Raw genomic sequence first — 24,928 nt, 5'->3', positions numbered from 1 at the left:
TAAGTTGAATTAATCGAAGCGTGAAACTTTGATGATGCCTTCTACTTTTGAGAGGTTTGCGACCAATTTTTCCAGATGCTGGGTGCTATCAACGTACAGCTTGATAGTACCTTCAAATAATCCGCTATCTGAGTCGACTGTAATAGAACGCATATTTACTTTTAGCTCATTGGAAATCACTTTGGTGACATCATTGATCAATCCAACCCTATCAGTACCTACAATTCTCAATCCTGCCAAAAATGCAATCTGCTTTTGGCTTGTCCATCTGGCTTTAATAACTCTGTTTCCATGATTGGATAATAGTTCCAAAGCATTGGGACAGGAGGTTCTATGGATTTTGATTCCATCGTTTATGGTGACAAAGCCAAAAACATCATCACCGGGAATTGGATTGCAGCATTTTGCCAAGATATAATCCACCACATCCATATCCTCTCCTATTAGCAGTTGATCATGATCCGGACCTTTAAGGCTTTTGATTTCTTTTGTAAAGGTGGTCTCATCCTTTACTTTTTCATAAGAAGGCTTACCTTTTTGCTTTTTATGTTCTTTATATTCTTTAAAGCTTTTGATCGAGGTGGCATCTATAATTCCTCTACCGATTTTGTAATAAAATTCATTAGGCGTTTTGGTTTCAAAATAAGCCCTTAATTGCTCCACAATTTCAGAATTGAATTCGATTTTCATCTGCTTCAACTTTCTTTGGACAATTTCTTTTCCATCCATAATGATGGATTTTTTGTCTTCTTTTAAAGCATCTTTTATTTTGGCTTTGGCTTTGGAAGTGACCACAGAGCCCAACCAATCTTCTGTTGGCTTTTGCTTGTTGGATGTAAGAATTTCAACCTGATCTCCATTTTTTAACTTATGATTAATGGGAACTAGCCGTTGATTAACTTTTGCACCAATACATTTGGCCCCTACTTCGGTATGGATTTCAAATGCAAAGTCAAGTGCCGTTGCCCCAAATGGCAACACTTTCAATTCGCCTTTGGGAGTGAAAACAAATACTTCATCATGGAAGAGATTTCCTCTGAAATCATCCATAAATTCAATCGCAGATCCATCATTGGACTCCAAAAGGCTCCTTACTTGAGTAATCCACTCGTCCAGGCCTGTTCCTGCTTTTGCCTGAACCACATCTTTATCCTTATATTTCCAATGAGCGGCATAGCCTCTTTCCGCAATATCGTCCATTCTTAAAGTTCTGATCTGTACCTCAACCCATTGTCCTGTACTGCTCATAACTGTTGTATGCAGGGATTCATAGCCATTTGCTCTTGGAGTGCTGATCCAGTCTCTTAGCCGATCGGGATTTGGCCGATAAAAATCCGTGACTACTGAATAGACCTGCCAACAATCGGCCTTTTCATTGTCCAATTCGCTTTCAATAATAATCCTGACGGCAAAAAGGTCATACACCTCCTCAAAAGGTATATTTTGTTTTTTCATTTTATTGTAAATCGAAAAAACAGATTTCGGTCTTCCTTTGATGGTGAATTTGAAACCCTGAAGTTCAAGTTCCTCTTCTATTGGAGCAATAAAGCCTTTGATAAATTTATTTCTTGAAATTCTGGTCTCATTGATTTTAGTAATAATAAACTGATAAGTATCTGAGTCCGTAAATTTCAGATAAAGGTCTTCAAGTTCTGATTTGATGGCATACAGGCCCAGGCGGTGCGCCAAGGGTGCATAAAGATACATTGTCTCCGAGGCAATTTTCAGTTGCTTATGTCGGGGCATGCTATCCAAGGTCCTCATATTGTTGAGGCGGTCAGCCAGTTTTATCAAAATCACCCTGACATCATCCGATAGGGTAAGCAGCATTTTTCGGAAATTTTCTGCCTGCTGTGAGGAACCATAATCAAAAACTCCGGAGATTTTGGTAAGACCGTCAATAATCTGAGTAACCTTTGGACCGAATTCTCTCTCGATATCTTCCAACTCCCAATCTGTATCCTCTACGACATCATGAAGGAGTGCAGACACTATACTTGTGGTACCTAAGCCAATTTCTTCTACACATATCAGGGCAACCTCTAATGGATGATAAATATAAGGCTCCCCCGATTTGCGGCGCATTTCCCTATGGGCATCATTGGAAACATTAAAAGCTTTTTTTATGATTTTTGAATCCCCGTCTTTCAACATGGGTTTGGCCATCTTCAAAAGCTTCCTATATCTCTTAATTATCTCCTTTCTTTCCTCTTCCAGATCTACTTGTATCATATAATCTAAGCTAAAGCAATACTTTTATCTAAACAACGAAAGTCTAATAGATTTTCAGAATTATTATGCGGGAATTTTCAAATCTATTTTTGCAAGTTAAATTTTACTTATTACCTTTGCATCCACATTAAGCGGATGTGGCGAAATTGGTAGACGCACTAGACTTAGGATCTAGCGCCGTAAGGCATGGGGGTTCGAGTCCCTCTATCCGCACATTTTCCAGCCCTCAATCACATTTCCGAAATCGATCCTGAGTCAGGAATCTCGACTAAGAAAAGGGATTGGGGGTTTTTAAATTTTATCAAACCAAAATCAAACAAATTGGAAATCACGTTAGACAAGCACGCAGCAAATCAAGCTTCTGTTAAAATTAAACTAAATGAAGCAGATTATCAACCAAAGGTTGATGCGAAACTGAAGGACTATGCAAAAAAAGCTACAATCAAAGGTTTTAGGCCCGGCAAAGCTCCTGTTTCTATGGTGAAAAGAATGTATGGTACATCTGTTCTTGTGGACGAAATCAATGAACTTCTTTCTTCCTCTTTGAATAATTACCTGAAAGAGCAGACCTTTAAAATCCTGGGAGACCCGCTTCCAATTTTTGAAGATGCTGATAAAATCGATTGGAAAAACCAAAAAGAATTCGAATTCCAATATAAAATCGGTTTTGTAGATGATATTGAGGTAAACCTTGATGGAAATTTGGAAGCCGTTTCTTATTCTGTAGAAATGGACGGAAAAGAAGTGGACGATGCTATCCAAAATATGCGAAGCCAATATGGAAAAATGACCAATCCTGAGATCAGCGAAGAAAATGATTTTCTTTATGGTGACCTCAAATCAGCGGATGGCTCATTTGAAAAAACTTTTTCACTTCCTCTTTCAAAAGTGGAACCTAAATCCATGAATAAATTTGTTGGATTGAAAAAAGGTGATGTGGTTGAATTTGATCCTACCAAAGTGATTAAAGAAGATTTGGCGTCTACTATCGGGGTTTCAGAAGAAGAAGCAGAAAAGCTTTCGGGTGAATTCACTTTCACAGTTCAAAACATAAATCGGACTGAATTGGCAGAATTAAATCAGGAATTCTTCGACAAGCTTTTTGGAGAAGGTCAGGTTGATTCTGAAGAAGGCCTTATCAATAGAGTCAAAGAAATCATGGCCGAAAACTATAACAAAGAAATCAGAATTTACAGCGACGAAAAAATCAAAGAAAAGCTGGTTGCCAATACCAATTTAGACCTTCCTGAAACATTCCTGAAAGAATGGTTGCTTAAAGCAAATGATGGAAAAGTGACAAAAGAGCAAGTTGAACAGGAGTATCCCATCTACGCTAAGCAATTGGCTTGGACTTTGATTTCCAACAAAATCGCCAAGGATAATAATATCCAGGCTGAACATGCCGATGTGATCGAAAAAACCAAGGAAATGATTAGAGAGCAATTTGCCTCTTCAGGTCTTGGTGCACAATTGGAAGCCAGCATGGATATGTTTGTAGACAACTACCTCAAAGGCAATGAAGGACAGAATTACATGCAAATGCTGACTTCAGTGCAGAACGATAAGGTACTTGCCTTTGTGAAAGAAAAAGCTGATGTCAAGGAAGAAAAAATCAGTATAGAAAAATTCAAGGAACTGCTAGAAAACTAATTCTTATATAAAATTGTTAAGAAAAAGTCCTTTTGTAAGGGCTTTTTTTATTTTTGTACATTACATAAAAATTAAATCATGATCAATAAAGACGAGTTTAGAAAATATGCCGTTCACAATAGAGGCATCAGCGGCAATGCATTTGACCAGTACAACACATTTGTTGAAAACATGACCCGGTCGGTTATCGAAGAAAGGCCAACTAATTTCAGGGAAATTGATGTATTTTCAAGATTGATAATGGACAGAATTATTTTTCTTGGTACCCAAGTGGATGATTTTATTGCCAATATCATTACCGCCCAACTTTTGTTTTTGGAATCGACTGATCCAAAAAAAGACGTACTTTTATACATCAACAGCCCAGGGGGTTCTGTAACGGCAGGTTTGGGTATCTATGATACCATGCAATATATCAATCCTGATGTGGCCACTATCTGTACCGGTATTGCAGCATCTATGGGTGCTGTGCTGTTAGCAGGTGGTGCAAAAGACAAAAGATCTGCATTGCAACACTCCAGAGTAATGATTCATCAGCCTTCCGGTGGTATGCAAGGTCAATCCAAAGATATGGAGATTTCTTTAAAACTGATTTTGTCCATGAAGCAGGAATTGTATCAGATATTGGCAGACCATTCTGGCAAAACTTATGATGAGATCGAAAAAGATTCAGATAGAGATTATTGGATGAGAGCTCCTGAAGCCAAAGAATATGGTTTAATAGATGAAGTATTGGTTAGAAAAGTAAAATAATGGCACAAGTTACCTGTTCCTTTTGTGGAAGAAATAAGAGAGACGTAGACCTGATGGTTTCCGGGATATCAGCCCATATATGCAATTTCTGCATAGATCAGGCTTACCAGATTTTAGGGGAGGAAGAAAAAAACAAAAAACCTGTTAAAAACCCTAAATTCAAACTCAAAAAACCAAAAGAGCTTACAGAATACCTCAACCAATACGTCATAGGTCAATATGATGCCAAAAAGGTACTGACAGTGGCGGTCTATAATCACTACAAAAGGTTGCAGCAAAAAGGCTATGATGAAGATGAAATCAAGATTGAAAAATCAAATATCATCATGGTCGGGGATACTGGAACAGGCAAAACTTACTTGGCAAAAACCTTAGCCAAGGTCCTTGAAGTACCATTTTGCATTGCTGATGCGACAGTTTTGACAGAGGCAGGTTATGTGGGCGAAGATGTCGAAAGCATTCTGACCCGTCTCCTGCAAGCGGCCGACTATAATGTGGAAGCTGCGGAAAGAGGCATAGTTTATATAGATGAATTGGATAAAATTGCCCGGAAATCAGATAACCCTTCCATTACACGAGATGTAAGCGGGGAAGGTGTTCAACAGGCACTTTTGAAATTATTGGAAGGTACAATTGTGAATGTCCCACCGCAAGGAGGAAGAAAACATCCTGACCAGAAAATGATCGCAGTGAATACAGAAAATATCCTGTTCGTTTGCGGGGGAGCATTTGATGGCATAGGTAGACACATAGCCAAAAGACTGAATACACAGCCCATGGGCTTCAGCAAATTTGTAGAAGGGAAACAGGTAGACAGGGCAAACCTGCTTCAATATGTGACAGCACAGGATTTGAAATCTTTTGGTTTGATCCCTGAACTTATTGGGAGACTTCCTGTAGTGACCCACTTGGATCCTTTGGATCGGGCTACATTGAAAAGCATACTCACTGAGCCCAAAAATGCTTTGGTTAAACAGTATAAGAAACTGTTGGCCATGGAAGATGTTGCGCTTCAATTTGAGGAAAGTGGTATAGACTATATTGTGGAGAAAGCAGTGGAATACAATCTTGGCGCCAGAGGATTAAGATCCATCTGTGAAGCTATCATCACTGATGCTATGTATGAGTTACCATCTGATGATTCCATAAAAGAGTTGGTAATCGATGAAAAATATGCCCAAGAGCAGTTTGATAAGTCCAAGTTCAAAAAACTGCAGGTGGCTTGAAATAATAAGCATAAAATCAATATTTAAATAACCGCATAGGGTAACCCCTTTTGCGGTTATTTTTTTTATGACTTGCGGCACTTGAAAGAAAATAAAGAATTTTTCCCGGACTGATTTTCAATTTATGAACTGACAATATTGATTCAGTTCTAGGTGCCCAATGTTTCTATGTGGTAAGCAAAAATTAAATCTCTATATGGTCAAATCTTCAAGCTTTCAACGATCATTTTGGCCGTTGCATCCGACGCAGAACCATCTCCAAGCCTTTCCTTTATTTCTGTATAACCATCCAAGATTGCCGCTTTGTGCTGTATATCCGCCAGAATTTTATTTAATTCCTGACTCAATCTTTGCACATTAAATTCTCCCTGGATCAACTCAGACACCACTTTTCGTTCTGCTATCAAATTGACCAAGGATATAAAAGGAACCCTGATCAATCTTTTTGCGATGACATAACTCACCGAACTGGTTTTGTAAACAACCACCTGCGGAACACGAAAAAGGGCAACTTCCAAAGTTGCGGTACCAGAAGTCACGATTGCTGCATTGGCGTGATGCAATAAATCATATGTCTGATCAAAAATAACTTTAATACCTGCCTTAATAGCCGGTACATAGAGCTTAGCGGAAAGATTAGATACTCCTGCAATGACAAATTGGGCCTGTGGAAAATTCTTCACCACTTCCAGCATTACCTGCATCATATTTTGGAGTTCTTGCTTCCTGCTTCCTGGCAGCAAAGCAATGATTGGGCTGTAACTCAATTCATTCTTTTGATGGAAAAAGGGATGTGGTTCAAACTTAGCAATTTCATCCAACAGGGGATTGCCTACATAATGGGCTTTCACTCCGAATTTTTCAAAAAATGAAGGTTCAAACGGTAAAATGGAATAAACATGGTCAGTGAATTCCTTGATTTTCAAGGCCCTTTTCTGGTTCCATGCCCATACTTTTGGCGGGATGTAGTAATGAACAGGAATGCCGCGTCGCTTTGCAAATTCCGCCATTTTCATGTTGAAACCACCATAATCCACCAGAATCAGCACATTTGGTCTTTTAGCAATAATATCCTCTTTGACGATCCTTAGATACTTCAGAACTTTTCGGAATCCCAACACCACCTCAATAAAACCCATCAAAGCCACTTCCTCATAGTGGACACGAAGTTCCTGACCTTCAGCCTGAGAAAAATCTCCTCCCATGCCACGAAATGAAGCATCACTATCCAACGCCTTTATTGATCTGATCAAATTGGAAGCATGTAAGTCCCCGGATCTTTCACCTGAAATGATATAATATCGCATTTTAGTTTACCACGGAGGGCACAGAATACACAGAGAAATATTTTAGATTATGACTCTTTTTAAGCCATTTACCAGCGTTTTTTCATTAAAATTCATTAATAGCCCCAATGGATAATTGCCAAGTTTCAAATAAGTTAGCATTTGGGCTAAGTGAATATCTTTTAATCTTCACCAAAGTACTCCACAAAATTCCTTGGAGTCTCATATAGAGTCAGTTTGTAAAGACTTCCATGCGGAACGATTTCGTTAACGGCCGGCTCGAGGATTTTCCAGAATTCCATAACCAGGTTTTCACAGCTTGCCATTTTACCCTGCATAAAATCCACGTCCATATTGAGATTTTTGTGATCCACTTTGTCAATCACCAAAGTCCGGATCAGGGTACTGAGGGCTTTCAAATCGACCACAAAACCCGTTTCCGGATCAGGGAGACCTTTCACTGTCACGATCAATTCAAAATTATGCCCATGCCAGTTGATATTGGAGCAAGGTCCAAAAACTTCCTTGTTCTTTTCTTCTGACCAATTCGGATTCCAAAGCTTGTGCGCTGCGTTGAAATGCTCTTTTCTACAAACGTGTACCATGATACGGGTATTCCTGATTTTGGAGTGCAAAAATAAACCTAATCTTTACAAAAACATAGGCATTCCCAACAGAATGAAAATCAAAAATAAATATAAAGTTCAGAACAGATAAATCACTTGTTCAAAGCCCGCACCAATTTAACCATATCTTCTTCATCCTTTAGATCAAGGTTCATGTTCTCCATCAATCCCAATACTCTTTCAGTAGAATCCCCAAAAACACTGCTTAATTGTTTCTTTTTTGTTTTGAATGGATGGATTTCTTCTTCAAAGGCAATGTAAAAATCAACTTTATTCTGGAATGACTTTGATTTTTGTGAACCATAAGCAGCGGAAGGATCATCAGTTATGATTTTATACCTATACTTAAGAAGTGTGAAATCCCCTTCTTCCAGAATTTGTACAAATACACCTTTGCCCAGTTTAGGGATATCAAATCCGGATTTATATATTTCCCTCTGTTTGTATGTATCAATAATAAACCCATGGATATTTTTCCCTGAATACCCCATTAATTCACCCATTCTATTTACTTCCAGCATATTGCCATAAAGGTTGAATCTTACTGCAATATTTGTGAGCGTGTCCTTCTTGCTTACCAAAATTGATCCTTGCATAAAATTTCCCAAATAGGGATCACCCTTTACTTCCGGATAAGCGTTGGCAATCAATGGAGCACCAGGAATACTGACATCCAGAAGAGTTTCGACCTGACCAAAAACTGTCAGATGGATGAAAAATAACCCAAAAACAAATCTATATGACTTACCCATAATTATTGTAAAATTTAAAAAGAATTGATCTGACAATACTTAAAAATCCCTCTTCAAATCCTAAATCTGAGAAATCCTGATCCCGATCCTTTTATATTTTTCACTGGGTCTTACAACACTATTTCCTAACAATTCAAGAACTAAATCCACCGAACCGGTTCCAGGTCCAGGATCCAAAATCTGTACCTGCACATCTGCAAAACTTGAATTGGCTTCAATAGTCACTTGCCCACCAACGGAATAATGCACGTCCGGCACAGCAGTGGTTTCGTCAGTGACTACTCTGAAAGAAATGATTTCATCATTTCCTTTCTGGGGGCTTACAAAATTAACCCTTAAGCTTACCGTTCCTGTCCTTCGGGTAATCAGGGGATCTGAAGGTGCCAATGCAAAAGTAGGTCTTGGCACCCTGACCAATAGGGGAAAGTCTTTTCCCAACACTGGATTATTCATCACAGTAGCATCCCATTCAACCAAGGAATCCTCGAATAAAGGATAATCCTGCTCAATACATGAGAAATTAAAAAGAGAGATAAAAATCAATAAAAGTCCACTGAATCTTTTCATAAGTAACCTTAATTTAATATCCTGCGTTTTGTTCCAGATTTTTGTTCCCATCAACTTCATTTTGGGGGATGTTGGCAAGTATCCTGAAATCTGTAAATGCAACATTTCCCTGCTGTTTGATGATGTCTTTTCCATATCTTTTAATATCGAAAAAACGGTGACCTTCAAAAGCGAATTCTTTTCTTCTTTCTATCAATATTTCTTCAAGCAATTCCTCACCTTCAAGATTCACTTCTTCAAGTCCCCTAGCAATTTTCAACCTATTGAGGTCCTCCAATGCCAAACTAACCTCTCCCAAGTGAAAATTTGCTTCCATTCTATTAAGAATCATTTCTGACTTTCTCAGGATCGGAATATTATCTCCAAAAGCAAAACCACTTTTGGATGCGAATTTGATGCATTCAATTCTTTTGCCTGTGCCATTCGGTACCCTTCCCGGACCTGCTTCATATTGGAATGCTCTGACATCATTCCCTCTGTCACTAATCTCCAGTGCAGCCCCACTGCCGGCAACTTTTATACCTATGAAATTGACAAAAACCGGAGTGGGTATAAAGTCGCCCCAACCTCCGACTTGTGCTAAATTTTCAAGATTTCTGATGGTTGTATAGGTGGATTGAATGGACTCATTTGTGCCATTGCTTTCTGAGGCGTTTTCAAATCTAAGGTCAAATATGGATTCGGGATGTACTGACACTCTCCAACCGGATATATAATCTTCACCTTCCAGGAATTTACCTCTCGAAGAAAGCCACACTGCTGTAGATTCCGTAACGGCTCTTCCCCAATCTTGATTGTACAGAGCAACTCTGGAAAAAAGGGCTCTGGCAGCAGATTCCGAAGCAAATTGTACTCCCCTGCTGTCATCCAATAGCCTTATGGCATCTTCCAAATCCTTATAAATCTGAGCATAAATTTCCGCTACAGTTGACCTGGCAGGCTGCCTGTTCAGTGCTGTCTCAATATCGGATGTACTGACTCCTTCAAGTACCAAAGGAATACCTCCTTTATCCAACTCCGGGACAATTACCCCAGGCATATAGGCATATGCTTTTACCAAATCAAAATAAAAAAGTGCCCTCAAAAATTTGGCTTCTCCTTCCCATCTGTTTTTGGTATTTTGTGAAACGGCAGGTATACTTTGGATTTCCGGAATAGCTTCCAAAATCAAATTCACCTCGTTGATCCCAAAATAAAAATTTGTCCAATGGGTATAATGAAAATAAGGTTGGTTCCTTGCTTCATTGAGAAGCCTTCCTGAATTGTTGGTGGCTAAGCCATTGTCGGCCAAAGCATCACCAAAAGCCATAAGGTTTCTACCATAGGCATTTACAGATCGTAATCTTGCATAGGGAGATTTCAATGCAGCTTCTATATTTTCAGGAGAATTCAATGCATCCGAACCTTCTATGGATTGTCTGGGATTTACCTCAAGGAGACCATCACAGGAAACCAATACCGAAGCAGCAAAAAATGCCAGAATATAAAACCTCCAATTATATTTTTTTATGATTTTCATAATTCCTTTTCAAATCAAAACCCTGCCTGAATACCAATTGTATAATTTTTTGTCTGAGGAATAATCCCTGTACCGCTTCCCAAAAATTCCGGATCATAGCCAGGAAACTCAGAATACGTCCAAAGATTGATACCTTGGGCAAAAACCCTTACAGCAGAAAGCCCCAATCCTTTAATCAGTTCAGGATTGAAGTTATAAGCCAAAGTCAACTGTTTTAGTCTGATATAATCAGCTTTCAGCAACACAGATGAACCTGTATTCATATTGACGGATCTAACTTCAGGTCCGCCTACATATGGTCTTGGAATATCAGTTATCTGACCGGGAGTGGTCCATCTTCTATCTGCTACTTCCCGTAGCGCATTGGTAGTTAATCTGGTACCGTTTTCTCTCAGTGAATTAAACTGACCATCAGTGATTACCCTACCATATTCATAATTGAAAAACACTATAGCTTCAAAACCTTTGAAATAAAATGCATTTTGAAATCCCCCAAAATGGCTTGGAAGAGAATTACCTAAATGGACTCTATCCTCTGCCCTTGGCTGATAGGTAATATCTCCATTGATATCGTACCACATTGGCCGACCTGTTGCCGGATTTACTCCTGCATATTGTTGGGTAAAATGTGTCCCCAAAGAATATCCCACCGCAATGGATGGATCTGAAGGCAAAAATTGATTCCCATCATACAGTTTGGTAATTTCATTTTGTATGTAGGTGTAATTAAAACTGGTATTCCATCTGAAGCTTCCTTTATCAACGAGGGTAGAAGAAAGTTCCAATTCAATTCCTCTATTTACCAGTTCTCCAACGTTGGAAGTAACAGATGAAAATCCGTTAACAGCAATGACAGGCAAATCCAGTAATAGATTCATTGACCGTCTATTAAAAAGGTCTATTGAACCGGTGAGCTTATTTCCGAAAAATCCATAATCGACGCCAAAATTGGTGGATTGGTTGATTTCCCAACTGAGATTACGGTTTTCCAGACCAATAGGTCTGATCCCACCTGAACCGGAATAATTTCCTTCAGCACCAAATAACCCTCTTGCCGAAAAATTACCGATCTGATCGTTTCCTGTTTTTCCTATGGATGCCCGGATTTTCAATTCAGATATTACCTCCGAATCTCTCAAAAATGCCTCATCTTTGATAAACCATCCGAATCTGATTGATGGGAAAAACCCATATTGGGTATCTACTCCAAATCGGGAAGACCCATCATACCTACCTGTGATGGTAAGCATATATTTTTTCTTGAAATCGTAATTGAAAGATGCAAATGCACCCGCCCTTCTATAACCGGACCAATAACTGGATAAGGTCTCAGGTGTTGCTCCTGACTGAATGGTTCTGAATTCATAGGAAGGAAAGCCTATAGCAGATCCACGGAGACTTTCATTGGTCTCCGATCTGTATTCAAAACCTCCCAATAAAGCAATATGGTGATCTAATGCTAAAGTCTTTGACCAATTTAAAGTCTGTGTCGTGATAAAGTTTACATTCCAATTGGATTGGGTAGAAGCTCTGCCCTGTACTCCGGCGCCATCAGGAGTTCTTGGATCTCTGAATTGCTCTCCTTGCAATAACCTATAATCCAACCCAAACATAGAACGGAAAGTGAGATTTTCAAGAATCTGATAGTTGGCAGCTAGGCTGCCTACTATAGTATTGGTTCTTTGGTGACCTGAATTGTATTTATTCACCATGACAACATTCTGATTTAAGACACCTGCAATGTTGGTATTGAATGATCCATCTTCATTGTAAATGGCATTGTGCGGAAGGATCAATGAGGATGCAAAAGCCGGGTTACCCAAAAAAGAGCCTGAAGTGCTGAATGGTATATCCTGACTGAATGAAGATAAATTTAAATTATTTTCAATCCTGAGTTTGGAATTCACTTGATGACTCAATGAAAACAACAGCGTTCCTCTTTCAAAATCAACGGGGCTAAATGTACTTTCCTGATAATTGTATGAACCCGAAACCCTAAAAAGCGTTCTTTCGTCACCTCCGGCGATGGACATCTCATAATTTTGAAGGTTTCCAGTGCCCATCACCTCACGCTGCCAATCATAAGTGGATAAATTCCCTGCTACCGCATCCAATTCTTCAGGACTTAAACTCTGCCAATTGCTAGGGAGAATCCCCATATTATTTAAAGTATTGGCTTCAGGAATTGCATTTCCCGCATTGACCCATGATTCTTTTCTCAGTTCATACCATTCTTGGGAATTGTACACATCCATATATTTCAATGGCTGACTGCTGCCCCCAAATGCATTGAAGGTGAACTGTGCTTTCCCTTGCTTCCCTTTTTTAGTGGTGATGATAACTACACCATTGGCTGCCTGAGCTCCATAAATAGCAGCTGAAGCAGCATCTTTTAATATTTCAATGGATTCTATATCATTGGTATTCAAAAATGCCAATGGATTGGATTGTGTAAATGCGGCATCGTCCCTTGCATTGATCTGAACGCCGTCTACAATGTAAAGTGGCTCATTTCCGGCATTGATAGAACCTGTGCCTCTGATCCTGATATTGACCGCACCTCCGGGAAGACCATTGGCAGAAGCTACTTGAACGCCAGCTGCACGTCCCTGTAATGCCCGGTCAAAAGATTGCATGGGAAGATTTGCTATGATCTCGCCCTTTACAGAAGATACTGCTCCTGTGACTTCTCTTTTTGGTTGAACGCTGTAGCCGGTGACTACAAATTCTTCCAGATTTTTTGTGTCAGGTCGAAGCGAGATATTGATTTGGGAGCGGTTATCGATCAGCGCTTCTTCTGTGAATGATCCTATAAAACGGAAAACCAGGATATTATTTTCAAAAGGGACGCTCAATGAATAATTACCTTCCAAATCTGTCGCGGTACCGATCATGGTTCCTTTTACCAGAATTGTGACACCAGGAATAGGAAATCCATCCTCAGCCGATATGACAGTACCGGACACAATCCGGTCCTGCGCAAACGCAGTTGAGAGTATCAATACAAGTATTGACTTGATCAGTAAAATTTTCCTCATAATTTGGTGACAAGCAAATAATTTAATCCAATTTTATCCTTTATCTTTAAATATTACAATAAGATTTAAAAAAATAATAAAAATTAAATTTTTTGAATTATTTTAAATTATTCTGTTTTATTTAATATTTTAAAACAATTATCGATTTATTATAGATAAATTCAGATATTAATTATTTTTTATTCTAAAAATGTAATTTTTACAAAATTTAATTTTTTTTATTAAAATCGATAAATTTTCCAAAATTCTCCTTTAATCTAATGAATTCTGCCTTGAATTCTGTCAAAAGCCATTTTGTCCATTCTATAAATCTCTTGTCATCAGCCTCATAATCATAACTTTTCTAAGTTATTATTTAATTATTAGAATATACTAAAGCGTATTTCATATAAAAGAAAATGTACCGAGATTGATTTTGTAATTAAAATTAAATAATTTCAAAAATAATTCAATTATATTGTATTTTTCAAATAAAATATAATACTAATAAATCGGTTTTAACAAAAAGTTGAGATTTTAACTATGATAATAGATCATTGGATTGAAACTGTAATTCTTCTATTCAAGGCTCTGTTTTCTGCTGAATCGTTTGGTACCATTGGTTCACCTTGGCCTTTTCCGATAGCCGCAACTCTTTGATCATTTATACCGGATTTCAACAAATAATCCCTGACACTTTCAGCCCTTCTCTTGCTCAAGATTTCATTGTAAGAAGCATTCCCAACATTATCAGTGTGACCGATGATATTAATAGAAACTTTTGGGTTCTCATCCAGGAAAGTCAGTAACCTTTTCAATGAGCTCATGGATTCAGGCTTCAGTTCATCTTTGTCAAAATCAAAGAAGATATTTTCAAATACAAACTCCTCACCGGATGCTATGGGGATTAAAGTCACCAAAAGATTATCCTGATTCTTCAGATTGTCTTTTTCAACATTATAGATTTTCGGCAAATAGCCTTTTTTCTCCACGTACAAACCTGAAAAAGATTTGTCAGGATAGAGCATCATAAAATCACCCGTTTTTCCATCCGAACGGAATTCATACAATGTGCTGTCATTGCTTAGACTGACCAATGACAGTCTGGCATCAATGGGCTCTCCCGTTTTTCCATTCAAAACCTTGCCTTGAGTCACTACCAATCTTTCACCCAGTGCAATTTCTTTGGGGAATTCAAACCGGTAAATAAAAGATCTTTCGACACTGTTTCCCAAGTAAGTGCTCTCTGTATAATACGCGAAATCTCTTTGAGCCGTAATAAACAAGGAATATTGATCCAGGTGATCATTGATGGGATATCCCATATTTTCAGGTTCTGTAAATTCTCCTTTAACCACCCTGGAAACAAATAAATCCATGCCACCGAATCCCCTATGGCCTTTGGACGCAAAAAACAATATCTCGTTATTGAAATAAATAAAAGGTGAAACTTCATCTTTGGAGGAATTGATTTTGGAGCCGAGGTTGATGGCCTCAGACCAAGAACCGTCCGGCATCCTGAGGGTGTAATAAATATCATTTCCTCCATAGCCGCCCCGACGGTTAGATGAAAAAAACATAATTCTGCCATCCGCCGAAAGAGACGGCTGGGAATCCCAAAACCTCGAATTAACATTTTTACCCATGTTGACAGGTCGTTGCCAGGTATCGTTGATTTTGTAAGCAATATAAAGATCACAATCTCCCAAAGAATCCGGAGTTTCGCAGGAGGAAAAAATAAGAATGTTCCCATCAGCAGAAATGGTGCAGGTTCCTTCGTTGTAATTTGTATTAATATTATTTGAAATACCTACCGGTCTGGACCAAATACTGTCCTCTTCCGAATAATAGCTGACAAAAATATCTTCATGTTCGTGATTCTGTAATCCATCTCTTTTTACAAATATGATCTTCTTACTATCCGCTGTCAAAACAGGAAAATATTGAAGTTTGAATTGATTCAGCGGATCAGGCAAAATTTCCTTTTCTATCGAAAGGACCTTTTCCAATTGTTTTTCCAAAAAATTGATCTGCAAGTTGGTTTCTCTGTAATCAATGGTTTTTTTGAAACTCCCATCGAGCAGATTATCCGCCATCCTAAATTGGCTAATGGCTTGATGAAAATCACCAATCGCCAAATTACAATGTAAATTAAGCCAATGAAATTCTCCTTTGAGCTGATTGGTGGCTTTGGCGGATCTTGCAGCCCGGGCTTGTCCTTTACCGGAAATTGCCAATGCTTCTTCAGGTTCTCCTTTAGTCAGTAATACCCGCCCCAATTTAAGGTACGATTCCAAAAATCCTGCTTCTCTTTGAATGGATGCCTGATATTTCAAAATTGCCTCATCATACTGCCTCTTTTGAACCAATTCATCTCCCTCTTGATGTAATTTGATTGCCTTGCTATCAATGATGGAATAGCTCTGCCCATTTGCAGTATAGACAAGCCAAAACATCAGTAATAAAATAGCAGATATCTTCATGGGATTAAGGGATGTCCATAAATTTATGAGTTTGAAGCGATATTTTCCAATTTGGAGAAGATTTAACATAATTTATAATATGCTCCGTCATTCTGTCTTTTTTGCTCCATTCTGGTTGAAGTAGCTTTTTACAGGATTCTTTCACCTTCTCGGCGTGTTTTTCTGCAAAGGCAAAATCTGATTGATGGTATATGACTACTTTCAATTCGTCCGCAAGTTCATAGATGCTTGGATGTGGTTTTTTAAACTTTTTGGGTGAAAAGCAAATCCAATCAAACTCTCCTGTTACAGGGTAAACACCTGATGTTTCAATATTGGTGACAAAACCTTTTTCTTTCAATAATTTGGTCAAAGGCCCTAAATCATGCATTAAAGGTTCACCACCGGTAATAACGACCAATCTTCCGGGATATTCTAAAGCAGAATCAACAATATCTTCTATGTCTACTTCCGGCCACTTGGAAACATCCCATGATTCTTTGACATCACACCATACACAACCCACATCACAGCCTCCAAGCCTTATAAAATATGCCGCAGTTCCTGAGTGCATGCCTTCCCCTTGAATGGTATAAAATGCCTCCATCAGAGGGAGTTTTATCCCTGACTTAACTTCTTTTATGATATTTTCCATAATTTTTGATAAAGCGGGTAATTGAACCGCTGAGTGATAAAATTTGAAATTTGGATTGCAAAGGTATAGGAAAAAGGGGGAAATGGCTAAATTCCTATTTGATTTGGAAGGACAAAACCTAAAGGAGCCCTTTTGGTCCGTAAAGTTTTAGGGCCGTCAAGGCAAATTGCTTTAGTTTGATATACCTTTTCTCTGTTTACTGCTTGGTACTTCCTTCATTGTACTTTCACTACTCTCAAAGCATTTTTTCCATCACTATCCTATAATCTTCTAATTTCCCTTTTTTGATGAGATCGACAATCATAAATCCCCTGTTGATTCCAAAATGAATCATTTTTGTCAACTTATTTCTGGTTTTAAACACCACTTTGGTAAATCCTTGGTTCTTTGCCCATGCTTCTTGTTCATTGGCAAGTTTGGTCGCAATGCCTTTTCTTCGATACTCATTCAATACCCCGCCCATCCAGGAATAAAAAACATCATGACTATATCTTTGGTATCCCACCTTAAAACCGACGGGCTTGCCATCAACTTCTGCTATTAATATTAAATATTGGGTTCCTGAAAGCCTTTCTTCATAGGTTTTTTCGGAATAGGGCTGATAAAACTCTGTGACTTTTTGACTCAATTCCACCACTTCCCTGATTGTGCCTTTTCTGATCTTTATTTCAGTCATAATTCAATTTCCATTTTAATATCACATCGGCTGTACTTCCCACATTCTGGTACAGATTCCCGAAAACCAATTTTTCTATACAAATTCAAGGCTGCTTCAAGTTTACTGTTGGTATATAGAATCACCTTATTTGCCCCAAATGTTTTTGCTTTTTCCAAGACAGCCATCGCAAGCAATTTTCCGACTTTTCTTCCCTGGGCTTCTGGTATTACACCCATTTTGACCATTTCAAATACTCCATCTTCCACTTTAAGCAAACCGACTGTCCCAATGATTTTTTCACCTTCTTTTGCAAACAGGATGGCGCCTCCTTTTGCAAGGATATTCTCATCAGGATTCTCCAATTGTGCCAGGTCAAAAGACTCCAAAGTAAAATATTTTTCCACCCATTGCTTGTTGATACTTTCAAAATGGGACTGGAGAGTCGGATTAAAGTCAATTATTTGAACGTCGGACATATTAATATGAGATTATAAAAATCAAAGAATTATACAGGAAATATAAAATAAAAAAGCCAAGCCTGAAACTTCAGACTTGGCTTTTGATCTCTATAAGCTTCGTTAACAACTTAAAACTCTTCCCGATAAGATTAAAACTGTATTTGAACCTGTTTCCCTACTTTATTCTTTTGCTCCAGATCCAGCAATTGGGATTTTCTCCAAAGACCTCCCGCATAGCCGGTCAATTGACCATACTTTCCCAAAATCCTGTGGCAAGGCAACATCACCAATATGGGATTGGCTCCTATAGCAGTTCCAACAGCCCTTACAGCATTCGGATTACCAAGATTAGCTGCTATCTTCTCGTAGGTACTAGTTTCCCCGAAAGGAATTTTATTAACTTCCATCCAGACTTTATGTTGGAAATCCGTCCCTCCAAAGGCAACAGGGATATCAAAAGTCTTCTGTTTACCCTGAAAATAAAGACCAAGCTGAATTCGGACATCCATCAATACGCCATCCAAAAAATCATCTGTCTCTGGAAGGTCAGTAAATTGAAGCTTAAGCAGATATCCATCCCAAACTTCAACCCATACATTCCCCAATGGGGTTTTCATTACCGCATTCTCTCTCATGATTACTGATCGTTTTAAGGTTACTACTCAATTTGTCAATAAGCACTTCCACACTATTACACTACAACGGATTAAAACTCATTTTGTCTTTTCAAAATGAAATTAATTTAAAAAGTCATGAAATGATTACAGATTTAATCAATCAAAAAATTTAAAACAAACCACCTATCAAATTAAATATTATGTATATACGCTTCTTTGGCAGTAACCCTATATTCTTCTTCAATCGGGACAGAAGACCGAAGTCGGAAGACCGATTTATCGGGCATTTCAGCCCTCAGACGAGAATTAACATGGATGCCCAATCTTCTGGAATTGTTGCTTACATACATGATAAACAATTCTAAAAAAAATCAATTACAATACCGGATATAAAAATGGATTGCTGATATTTTCTGCAAATGGTACAATCAAATCTAAACCATCATCAACCTATACCGCCACAGCTCTCTTACGGCGTTTATATCCACTTCAAAAGGTTTATAAATAGGATTTGAGGAACATAACAATAATTTTTGCTTCTCTGATATTTGATTGTAAGCAATTTTAAATGTGACACCATCAGCTTCGGTCACGACTACAAATTTCCCCCCGTCTTTGATGGCTGTCCAATCCTCTACATATTCACAGACAATCCAAGCCCCTTCCGGAATCGGTAGCATAGAATCCCCATCAACCTGAAAAACCCGGTATTTTTTGTCCTGGGGTAAAAAAGGCAGATTAAACCTCGGCAATTCCCCTATAAAATCCAGATCAGAAAATCCTGCCAAGTAACTTGCTTTGACCTTTTGGGAAACAACTTCAATCAGTTCCCTTCCAGTTTCATCTACCGTTGTAGTTAAAATCCTCAGGTTCCGGCCTTTGAGAAACTGATCTGTTTCCAGCATTTCCCGAAGCTTATATTCTGACAATTCCTCCAGATTTTTCCTCAGCAAAATATCCACGGATACACTCAAAAAATCTGCTATCAAAAGGACCGTGTCCAAAGGAGGATTGACGTTCAATTCATAGCCTGCAAGTTTTGACCTGCTGATGCCAATGGCAGCTGCCATATTTTCCTGGGTAATGGATTTCCTTTTCCTAAGGACTTTGATATTGGAATTGAGGTACATGGATTTTTAATTAATGAGATAAAAATAGAAAATGTTGAAATGGTTAGCAAAAAAATGTTGATAATTATGATATTTATAGCCTATAGTTCATTTCCAATGAAAATATCATCCTCAAATAAACTCCACCAACCCCTCCAACTTCATCCCCCTACTCCCTTTGATCAAAATCATATAATCTTCCAACTTGGAATCCTGAAGCCAGTTTCTGAAGGAAAAAGGATCGGGGAAATAAAGGGTCGAAATAGGTGCTTTTCCAAGGGCGGCCTGAATATGCTTGCCGGTCAGGCAGATTTTGTCAAAGGCATATTGACTGACCAATTCTCCTAATTTGCTATGTTCTTCAACGGTGCTATCCCCCAATTCATACATATCCCCCAAAATCACCATCTTGTATTTTCTGCCTGTCATTTCACCAAAAGTCTTGATGGCAACTTCCATACTGGAAGGATTGGCATTATAGGCATCCAGAATGATCAGATTGCTACGCTTTTCCAACAATTGCGAACGCATATTGGAAGGATTGTATGCAATCACAGCTTCTACGGCCGCACTCATGGGCACTCCAAAATACTTACCAACACAGAGTGCAGTAGCAATATTTCCAAAATTATATGCCCCAATCAAAGCGGATTGATAGGTGCCTTCCTGGCCTTCAACCCTGAACTTTACAAAAGGATCAGCCTCCACAAACGTCACTTCACAGAAATCTCCTTTGGCAGAATAAAGAATTGGATCACCAAAACGCTTGGCCATATTGGACAAAATCGGATCCTGTGAATTGATAAATACTGTTCCTTTATTTTCTCGCAGATGCTGAAAAAGTTCTGTCTTGGTTTTCAGCACCCCTTCAGGTCCGCCCATGCCTTCTAAATGAGCTTTGCCAATATTGGTAATAAATCCATGTGTAGGCTCTGCGATGTCACAGAGTTCTTTGATATCCCCTTGTTTATTCGCCCCCATTTCCACGATAGCGATTTCCACTTCTTTCCCTATCCCCAAAATAGTCAAAGGAACTCCAATATGGTTGTTCAGATTGCCGACAGTGGCAGCAGTCTTATATTTTCTTTTCAAAACAGCGTGAAGCAATTCTTTGGAAGTTGTCTTTCCATTGCTTCCGGTCAATCCAATAATGGGTATGGTCAGTTGTTTCCTATGATAATTTGCGAGTTGCTGCAATGCCAACAATACATCCTCGACCAAAAAAAACCTGTTGTCATTTTCAGGCACGACCCTTTTTTCATCCACCACTACCAAAGAAGCTCCAATTTCCAAAGCCTTGGAGGCAAAATCATTGGCATTGAAATTTGGCCCTTTCAGGGCAAAAAAGATATTGCCTTGATCTATTTTTCTGGTATCTGTACTTACTCCTGTGGCTTGAAGGAAATGGTAGTAGAGTTGGGGGATATTCATAAATAATGGATTAAAGCGCTAAGTTTGCAGGTCTAGACAAGTTCATATTACAAATTCATTCTCATTAATTGATTGCAAAATATCATATAGCCAGGTTTTTATTTCATTATCCATAAATCATTAGTTTGGATGAATCTATGCTTTGGCGTAAGTAAGGGTTTTTTATAGCTTTTTCCTCCAATAAATCAACATCCCTTTTTAATAATCCCTCCAATGATTTTTTTAAGCTGAAGTAATTATCTGCATATTCATACAAACCAACTCCTTCGAAATCTACCAGAAAATCAATGTCGCTTGTTTTTTTAAAACTATCTGTCAAAACTGAACCAAATACAAAAAGTCTTGTCACCTTATGTTTGTCACATAAAGCCCTAATTCTGTCCAAATTTTTGTCAATAATGTTCATGCATCAAAAATACAATTTTTCTAAATCCCCGAAGCAAATAAATTACTATCCGATTTTTACTACGGAATAATTATCTTCGGCGGATCAGGACGTTAAAATTAAAGGATTCACAAACATCTTATATCAAATTCTATCGTTTAATTTTAGGACTTAATACGAAGACCAATTGATGAAGTACCTTTTTATTTCGATCTTATTTTTAATCACCTTTTGGGCAAATGCCCAACAAAGCTTCACTTTTGATCAAAGCATCACACTTTCCCGTCAAAACAGAGAAATTGAAATGCCCTTTGCAGTAGGCATCAATGCAGCCCAATTCCAAGAATTGGATACCAATGGAGATGGTAAAGAAGAATTGATTGTTTGGGACATCAATTCACGTAGAGTCTTGGTTTTTCAAACCGATGGAGATGATTTTGAATACCTTCCGGAAATGTCATACTATTTCCCAAATGACATTTCAGGATTTTTAGTGCTTGCCGATTTCAATGGAAACGGTAAAAAAGATTTGTTTACCAGCAGCCCCTTTGGAATCAGGGCTTATCGAAATATCACTCAGCAAGGCGCCAAATATCCAAGTTGGGAACTGGCGCAAAATTTCCTGCGCCTGGACAACGGGTCCAACCTTCAGGCCAATAACTTGGATATTCCTCTGATCATAGACATTGATGGCGATGGTGATCTTGATATAGCATCTTTTAATCCCGGCGACTATGTGGACTTTTACTTAAATACAAGTATCGAAAGAAAAGGTATTGCTGATATTGATGGATTTGCTTTTCCGGAACCAAGGTGGGGAAAGTTTGAATTCTGTGGTTGTGGGACTTTTAGTTTTGGGATAACATGCGCCGGATTTCCTATGGAAAGACTTGCCTGGGAATCTGAGTCTGCCCGGATCAAACACGCTGGCGGTCATTCTATTTTGTATCAAGACTTTGACAATGATGGTATCAGGGATCTTTTAGTGGGTAGGGATGAATGTCAATCTTTGTATTACCTCCCTAACAAAGGCAGTAATGCCGAACCATTATTTGATGAATTTTCTACCGAACTGCCCAATATTGGACCCTTACCTGAGTTCCCGATATTCCATGCATCCTATCTTTGGGACAGGGGTTTGCTGATAAGCAGCAATTCTTCAGCTGCAGCCGGAGTCTTCAATGCCGATTATAGTGAAAATGTATTCCAACTTTCTTTTGATGAACAAGTTCCCATAGAAGCCAAGCCATTTCTTCAATCTCGGATACTTGATTTGGGTGAAAACAGCAGACCTTTTTTTAGGGGCTTCAAAGAATCCGGGGAGTTGATTTTAACAGCCAATAGTTTTAAAGAAGGAAAAGTCATAGGTATTGCGCACAGGTTTGAAATCAATTCAGACTCCTGGGATTTAATAGAAGAGGATTTTCTTGGTCTATCTTCTTTGGATTTTACCAACCTCCAATACCTTGAATTTGTTTCTACCACCAACCAAAATACCTATTGGGTTGCAGGGACGGATACCATGGATTTTTCTTTACAGCAAAGAGTTTTTTTTGATACCGATCCAAATCTTTCCAATCTTCAGGAATTAACTTTCCCTATTACCGGAATACGACCCTTGGATCATATAGAAATGTTTGTTTACGATGATAAAGATTATCTCCTATTGGCAAGACAAACAGGTGAATTGGTGATTTTTGAATTCGACATCAACGCAGAACAAAAGCTCAGGTTTTTAGAGAGAGAATTTTTGGATTTTACAGACAATCCGGCAAACCGCAACCTGAATGTTCATGTAATTGCAGGTTCAAATCCTTCCCTTTATGCCATAGATCAGCGTGGTGTTTTGGTTTACATTTCAGATTTTATGAATCAAAATCAAAGGGAAACCATTTTGATTGATTTGCAGGAAAATCAAACCCAAACGACAAAATTCGGAAGGAATACTTATCTAACCTCAGTTCCAAAACCCTTTTCGGAAAATCCTGATTTACTTTTGGGCAATACGGCCGGGGGATTGGAATATTTAAAATTTGAAGGTGAAGGTGAAAATCCCACGGATAGTGAAGTTTTGTTTAAAATTTATCCAAACCCCAGTCAGGGACAATTCAAAGTTCTTGCTTCCCAGGACAGTGAGCTAAGAATCATCAGCAGTCTTGGACAAATTATGCTTGACCAAATCAGGTTGACTGCCAACAGGGAGTTTGAGGTTCAAGCACCATTTTTATCTGCTGGATTATATATTATCCAATTGACCAACTCAGATGGCAAAAGGCTTAGCCGAAAAATGATTGTAAGGCCCTGAGCCAAGCCCTATCCGTGCCAGTGGGTATATGTAAATACAACAAAGAGGGTATTTTTTGAGAAGACTGATTTGGGGAGTTTTACAGCATAAAAATTTAATCCCCAGAAAAATCAAAAATTATGAGAAAAACAGCTATATCATTGATGGTGTACTGTCTAATCTGTACATCAAATATTTTTGCCCAAGATCTTTTTGACGGCATCGGAACCAAAGGGGTTCAAAACAAAAACATTAAAGGAGCCGAAGGTTTTATTGTCCCGCAATTGAATGTTGGGTTTGAAACTTTTACAGAGACTGTTAAAATACAGCAGGAGAGCAAAGTGAGTAATATCAGAAACAATTTGGCCACTGTAGGAACCAACAAAAATTATGTTAGACAATCCGGCGCAGCCAAAGTAACCACCATTTTGAGTGTGGAAATGAAGCCGGAAGATTTTCAATCCTTATCCAATGATTTTCAAAAAATATTGGAAGAAGAGATAAGCAAAGCAGGTTTCAAAGTCTTTCCCTTAGAAGAGCTTGATCAATTCAGTGCTTATGCCCCAATCAAAGAAAGATTTGACAATAAAACCGAAAAAACCAAAGGGAAGACAGCGGATGTAGAAGTTGGGGATGGAAAAGTGATGTTTTTGCCGGAAAATGGGATAATGATGTACAATGGGGATTTGAAATCTGTTTCAATGGGAATAGGATTGATCAAAAATCTGAAAGACCTTATGAAAGAGTCCAATGCTGTCATTTTGATGCAGAATCTTGATATCGACTTCTCCAATGTGGAGTTGGATGTAGATTTCAAAAGCCGAATGCGGGTTTCTACTTCCAACGTGGGCTACTATGAAATCACTTCAACCGACCAAAGCAAATCCACTGATGCCACTTACAATGTATATCCTGTCATGAAAATCAAGAACAACAATATCGGTATTGTGGATAAAACAGGTTCCATGCCGGCAGCACCTGTGTCTCTTAAAGAGGATTTTATTTCTGACATTCCATATGAAGCCAAATTGTACACAGACAAAAAGAAAAGCGAATCCTTATTCAATCAATTATTCTCTTTAAAAAGAAAAATGGATGTCGATTTTGATCCTATCATCGTCGAAATGAACAAAGAAACTTATATGAATGCCAGCAAACATCTATTCAGGATGTATAGCCAAGAATTTGCAAAAACTTTGGCTATCGGAGCCAATGGGGGTAAGTAATCCGATGACTTTTAG

At 38.4% G+C, this 24,928-nt stretch carries 22 protein-coding genes and 1 tRNA gene; 6 read left to right on the top strand and 17 right to left on the bottom strand.

Features of this window, described 5'->3' with window-relative positions; all coding sequences use genetic code 11:
- Positions 1 to 9: 9 nt before the first annotated feature.
- Positions 10 to 2,232: a RelA/SpoT family protein gene (locus B9A52_RS07790; RefSeq protein ID WP_084119772.1), complete on the bottom strand. Its 2,223-nt coding sequence runs from the start codon at positions 2,230 to 2,232 to the stop codon at positions 10 to 12.
- 131 nt (positions 2,233 to 2,363) lie between these two features.
- Between B9A52_RS07790 and B9A52_RS07785 the strand changes: the two genes are divergently transcribed.
- From B9A52_RS07785 to clpX, 4 genes are all read left to right on the top strand, one after another.
- Positions 2,364 to 2,445: transfer RNA gene (locus tag B9A52_RS07785), tRNA-Leu, on the top strand.
- Between the two features lie 108 nt (positions 2,446 to 2,553).
- On the top strand, positions 2,554 to 3,882 hold the full coding sequence (gene tig, locus B9A52_RS07780; RefSeq protein WP_084123434.1) for a trigger factor: 1,329 nt from the start codon (positions 2,554 to 2,556) through the stop codon (positions 3,880 to 3,882).
- A 78-nt stretch (positions 3,883 to 3,960) separates the two neighbouring features.
- The gene (locus B9A52_RS07775; RefSeq protein WP_084119771.1) at positions 3,961 to 4,635 is read left to right on the top strand and encodes a ClpP family protease; all 675 of its coding nucleotides are present in this window, start codon (positions 3,961 to 3,963) and stop codon (positions 4,633 to 4,635) included.
- A complete protein-coding gene (gene clpX / locus B9A52_RS07770) occupies positions 4,635 to 5,861 on the top strand; it encodes an ATP-dependent Clp protease ATP-binding subunit ClpX (RefSeq protein WP_084119770.1) in 1,227 nt (408 codons plus the stop codon). Before B9A52_RS07775 ends, clpX begins: the two co-directional genes overlap by 1 nt.
- Positions 5,862 to 6,061: 200 nt before the next feature.
- On the opposite strand, the gene lpxB is transcribed toward clpX, so the two are convergent.
- The 16 genes from lpxB to B9A52_RS07695 form a co-directional block, all read right to left on the bottom strand.
- A complete protein-coding gene (lpxB, locus tag B9A52_RS07765) occupies positions 6,062 to 7,168 on the bottom strand; it encodes a lipid-A-disaccharide synthase (RefSeq protein ID WP_084119769.1) in 1,107 nt (368 codons plus the stop codon).
- A gap of 42 nt (positions 7,169 to 7,210) precedes the next feature.
- Positions 7,211 to 7,309, bottom strand: coding sequence for a GxxExxY protein (locus tag B9A52_RS07760; RefSeq protein ID WP_084119768.1), 99 nt, complete (start codon positions 7,307 to 7,309; stop codon positions 7,211 to 7,213).
- Between the two features lie 20 nt (positions 7,310 to 7,329).
- Entirely contained in the window at positions 7,330 to 7,752 is a 423-nt protein-coding gene (locus tag B9A52_RS07755; protein WP_084119767.1) for a 6-pyruvoyl trahydropterin synthase family protein, read from the bottom strand.
- Positions 7,753 to 7,865: 113 nt separating this feature from the next.
- Positions 7,866 to 8,525: a hypothetical protein gene (locus B9A52_RS07750; protein WP_084119766.1), complete on the bottom strand. Its 660-nt coding sequence runs from the start codon at positions 8,523 to 8,525 to the stop codon at positions 7,866 to 7,868.
- A gap of 60 nt (positions 8,526 to 8,585) precedes the next feature.
- Positions 8,586 to 9,092, bottom strand: a complete 507-nt coding sequence (locus tag B9A52_RS07745) for a hypothetical protein (protein ID WP_157370106.1) — start codon at positions 9,090 to 9,092, stop codon at positions 8,586 to 8,588.
- 13 nt (positions 9,093 to 9,105) lie between these two features.
- Entirely contained in the window at positions 9,106 to 10,611 is a 1,506-nt protein-coding gene (locus B9A52_RS07740) for a RagB/SusD family nutrient uptake outer membrane protein (protein ID WP_172805187.1), read from the bottom strand.
- A 14-nt stretch (positions 10,612 to 10,625) separates the two neighbouring features.
- Positions 10,626 to 13,649, bottom strand: coding sequence for a SusC/RagA family TonB-linked outer membrane protein (locus tag B9A52_RS07735; protein ID WP_084119764.1), 3,024 nt, complete (start codon positions 13,647 to 13,649; stop codon positions 10,626 to 10,628).
- A gap of 533 nt (positions 13,650 to 14,182) precedes the next feature.
- Positions 14,183 to 16,111 carry an OmpA family protein gene (locus B9A52_RS07730; RefSeq protein WP_084119763.1) on the bottom strand — a complete coding sequence of 643 codons (1,929 nt, stop codon included), beginning with the start codon at positions 16,109 to 16,111 and terminating at the stop codon, positions 14,183 to 14,185.
- Between the two features lie 4 nt (positions 16,112 to 16,115).
- Positions 16,116 to 16,745 carry a 7-carboxy-7-deazaguanine synthase QueE gene (locus B9A52_RS07725; protein ID WP_084119762.1) on the bottom strand — a complete coding sequence of 210 codons (630 nt, stop codon included), beginning with the start codon at positions 16,743 to 16,745 and terminating at the stop codon, positions 16,116 to 16,118.
- 235 nt (positions 16,746 to 16,980) lie between these two features.
- The gene (locus tag B9A52_RS07720; protein WP_084119761.1) at positions 16,981 to 17,421 is read right to left on the bottom strand and encodes a GNAT family N-acetyltransferase; all 441 of its coding nucleotides are present in this window, start codon (positions 17,419 to 17,421) and stop codon (positions 16,981 to 16,983) included.
- Complete coding sequence (locus tag B9A52_RS07715; protein WP_084119760.1) at positions 17,418 to 17,879, bottom strand: GNAT family N-acetyltransferase; 462 nt, start codon at positions 17,877 to 17,879, stop codon at positions 17,418 to 17,420. Before B9A52_RS07715 ends, B9A52_RS07720 begins: the two co-directional genes overlap by 4 nt.
- Positions 17,880 to 18,010: 131 nt before the next feature.
- A complete protein-coding gene (locus tag B9A52_RS07710) occupies positions 18,011 to 18,496 on the bottom strand; it encodes a methylated-DNA--[protein]-cysteine S-methyltransferase (RefSeq protein WP_084119759.1) in 486 nt (161 codons plus the stop codon).
- Positions 18,497 to 18,669: 173 nt separating this feature from the next.
- Entirely contained in the window at positions 18,670 to 18,828 is a 159-nt protein-coding gene (locus B9A52_RS25470; protein WP_157370105.1) for a hypothetical protein, read from the bottom strand.
- Positions 18,829 to 18,912: 84 nt separating this feature from the next.
- The gene (locus B9A52_RS07705; RefSeq protein ID WP_084119758.1) at positions 18,913 to 19,608 is read right to left on the bottom strand and encodes an XRE family transcriptional regulator; all 696 of its coding nucleotides are present in this window, start codon (positions 19,606 to 19,608) and stop codon (positions 18,913 to 18,915) included.
- A 111-nt stretch (positions 19,609 to 19,719) separates the two neighbouring features.
- Positions 19,720 to 21,018 carry a UDP-N-acetylmuramoyl-tripeptide--D-alanyl-D-alanine ligase gene (locus B9A52_RS07700; protein ID WP_084119757.1) on the bottom strand — a complete coding sequence of 433 codons (1,299 nt, stop codon included), beginning with the start codon at positions 21,016 to 21,018 and terminating at the stop codon, positions 19,720 to 19,722.
- A 106-nt stretch (positions 21,019 to 21,124) separates the two neighbouring features.
- Complete coding sequence (locus B9A52_RS07695) at positions 21,125 to 21,424, bottom strand: nucleotidyltransferase family protein (protein ID WP_084119756.1); 300 nt, start codon at positions 21,422 to 21,424, stop codon at positions 21,125 to 21,127.
- 169 nt (positions 21,425 to 21,593) lie between these two features.
- On the opposite strand from B9A52_RS07695, the gene B9A52_RS07690 reads away from it, so the two are divergent.
- A complete protein-coding gene (locus B9A52_RS07690) occupies positions 21,594 to 23,708 on the top strand; it encodes a T9SS type A sorting domain-containing protein (RefSeq protein ID WP_084119755.1) in 2,115 nt (704 codons plus the stop codon).
- Positions 23,709 to 23,827: 119 nt separating this feature from the next.
- Positions 23,828 to 24,913, top strand: a complete 1,086-nt coding sequence (locus B9A52_RS07685; protein ID WP_084119754.1) for a hypothetical protein — start codon at positions 23,828 to 23,830, stop codon at positions 24,911 to 24,913.
- The last annotated feature ends 15 nt before the right edge of the window (positions 24,914 to 24,928 follow it).

The sequence above is a fragment of the Aquiflexum balticum DSM 16537 genome (genome assembly GCF_900176595.1).
In the GTDB taxonomy this organism is placed as follows: Bacteria; Bacteroidota; Bacteroidia; order Cytophagales; family Cyclobacteriaceae; genus Aquiflexum; species Aquiflexum balticum.
Note: the sequence above shows the minus strand (reverse complement) of the source record. Positions and strands in the feature narration are given on the sequence as shown.

Coding starts and splice junctions, on each gene's coding strand:
- B9A52_RS07790 (WP_084119772.1), bottom strand. CDS start 2,232: ATGATACAAGTAGATCTGGAAGAGGAAAGAAAGGAGATAATTAAGAGA.
- B9A52_RS07775 (WP_084119771.1), top strand. CDS start 3,961: ATGATCAATAAAGACGAGTTTAGAAAATATGCCGTTCACAATAGAGGC.
- clpX (WP_084119770.1), top strand. CDS start 4,635: ATGGCACAAGTTACCTGTTCCTTTTGTGGAAGAAATAAGAGAGACGTA.
- lpxB (WP_084119769.1), bottom strand. CDS start 7,168: ATGCGATATTATATCATTTCAGGTGAAAGATCCGGGGACTTACATGCT.
- B9A52_RS07760 (WP_084119768.1), bottom strand. CDS start 7,309: ATGCTAACTTATTTGAAACTTGGCAATTATCCATTGGGGCTATTAATG.
- B9A52_RS07755 (WP_084119767.1), bottom strand. CDS start 7,752: ATGGTACACGTTTGTAGAAAAGAGCATTTCAACGCAGCGCACAAGCTT.
- B9A52_RS07750 (WP_084119766.1), bottom strand. CDS start 8,525: ATGGGTAAGTCATATAGATTTGTTTTTGGGTTATTTTTCATCCATCTG.
- B9A52_RS07745 (WP_157370106.1), bottom strand. CDS start 9,092: ATGAAAAGATTCAGTGGACTTTTATTGATTTTTATCTCTCTTTTTAAT.
- B9A52_RS07740 (WP_172805187.1), bottom strand. CDS start 10,611: ATGAAAATCATAAAAAAATATAATTGGAGGTTTTATATTCTGGCATTT.
- B9A52_RS07735 (WP_084119764.1), bottom strand. CDS start 13,649: ATGAGGAAAATTTTACTGATCAAGTCAATACTTGTATTGATACTCTCA.
- B9A52_RS07730 (WP_084119763.1), bottom strand. CDS start 16,111: ATGAAGATATCTGCTATTTTATTACTGATGTTTTGGCTTGTCTATACT.
- B9A52_RS07725 (WP_084119762.1), bottom strand. CDS start 16,745: ATGGAAAATATCATAAAAGAAGTTAAGTCAGGGATAAAACTCCCTCTG.
- B9A52_RS07720 (WP_084119761.1), bottom strand. CDS start 17,421: ATGACTGAAATAAAGATCAGAAAAGGCACAATCAGGGAAGTGGTGGAA.
- B9A52_RS07715 (WP_084119760.1), bottom strand. CDS start 17,879: ATGTCCGACGTTCAAATAATTGACTTTAATCCGACTCTCCAGTCCCAT.
- B9A52_RS07710 (WP_084119759.1), bottom strand. CDS start 18,496: ATGAGAGAGAATGCGGTAATGAAAACCCCATTGGGGAATGTATGGGTT.
- B9A52_RS25470 (WP_157370105.1), bottom strand. CDS start 18,828: ATGTATGTAAGCAACAATTCCAGAAGATTGGGCATCCATGTTAATTCT.
- B9A52_RS07705 (WP_084119758.1), bottom strand. CDS start 19,608: ATGTACCTCAATTCCAATATCAAAGTCCTTAGGAAAAGGAAATCCATT.
- B9A52_RS07700 (WP_084119757.1), bottom strand. CDS start 21,018: ATGAATATCCCCCAACTCTACTACCATTTCCTTCAAGCCACAGGAGTA.
- B9A52_RS07695 (WP_084119756.1), bottom strand. CDS start 21,424: ATGAACATTATTGACAAAAATTTGGACAGAATTAGGGCTTTATGTGAC.
- B9A52_RS07690 (WP_084119755.1), top strand. CDS start 21,594: ATGAAGTACCTTTTTATTTCGATCTTATTTTTAATCACCTTTTGGGCA.
- B9A52_RS07685 (WP_084119754.1), top strand. CDS start 23,828: ATGAGAAAAACAGCTATATCATTGATGGTGTACTGTCTAATCTGTACA.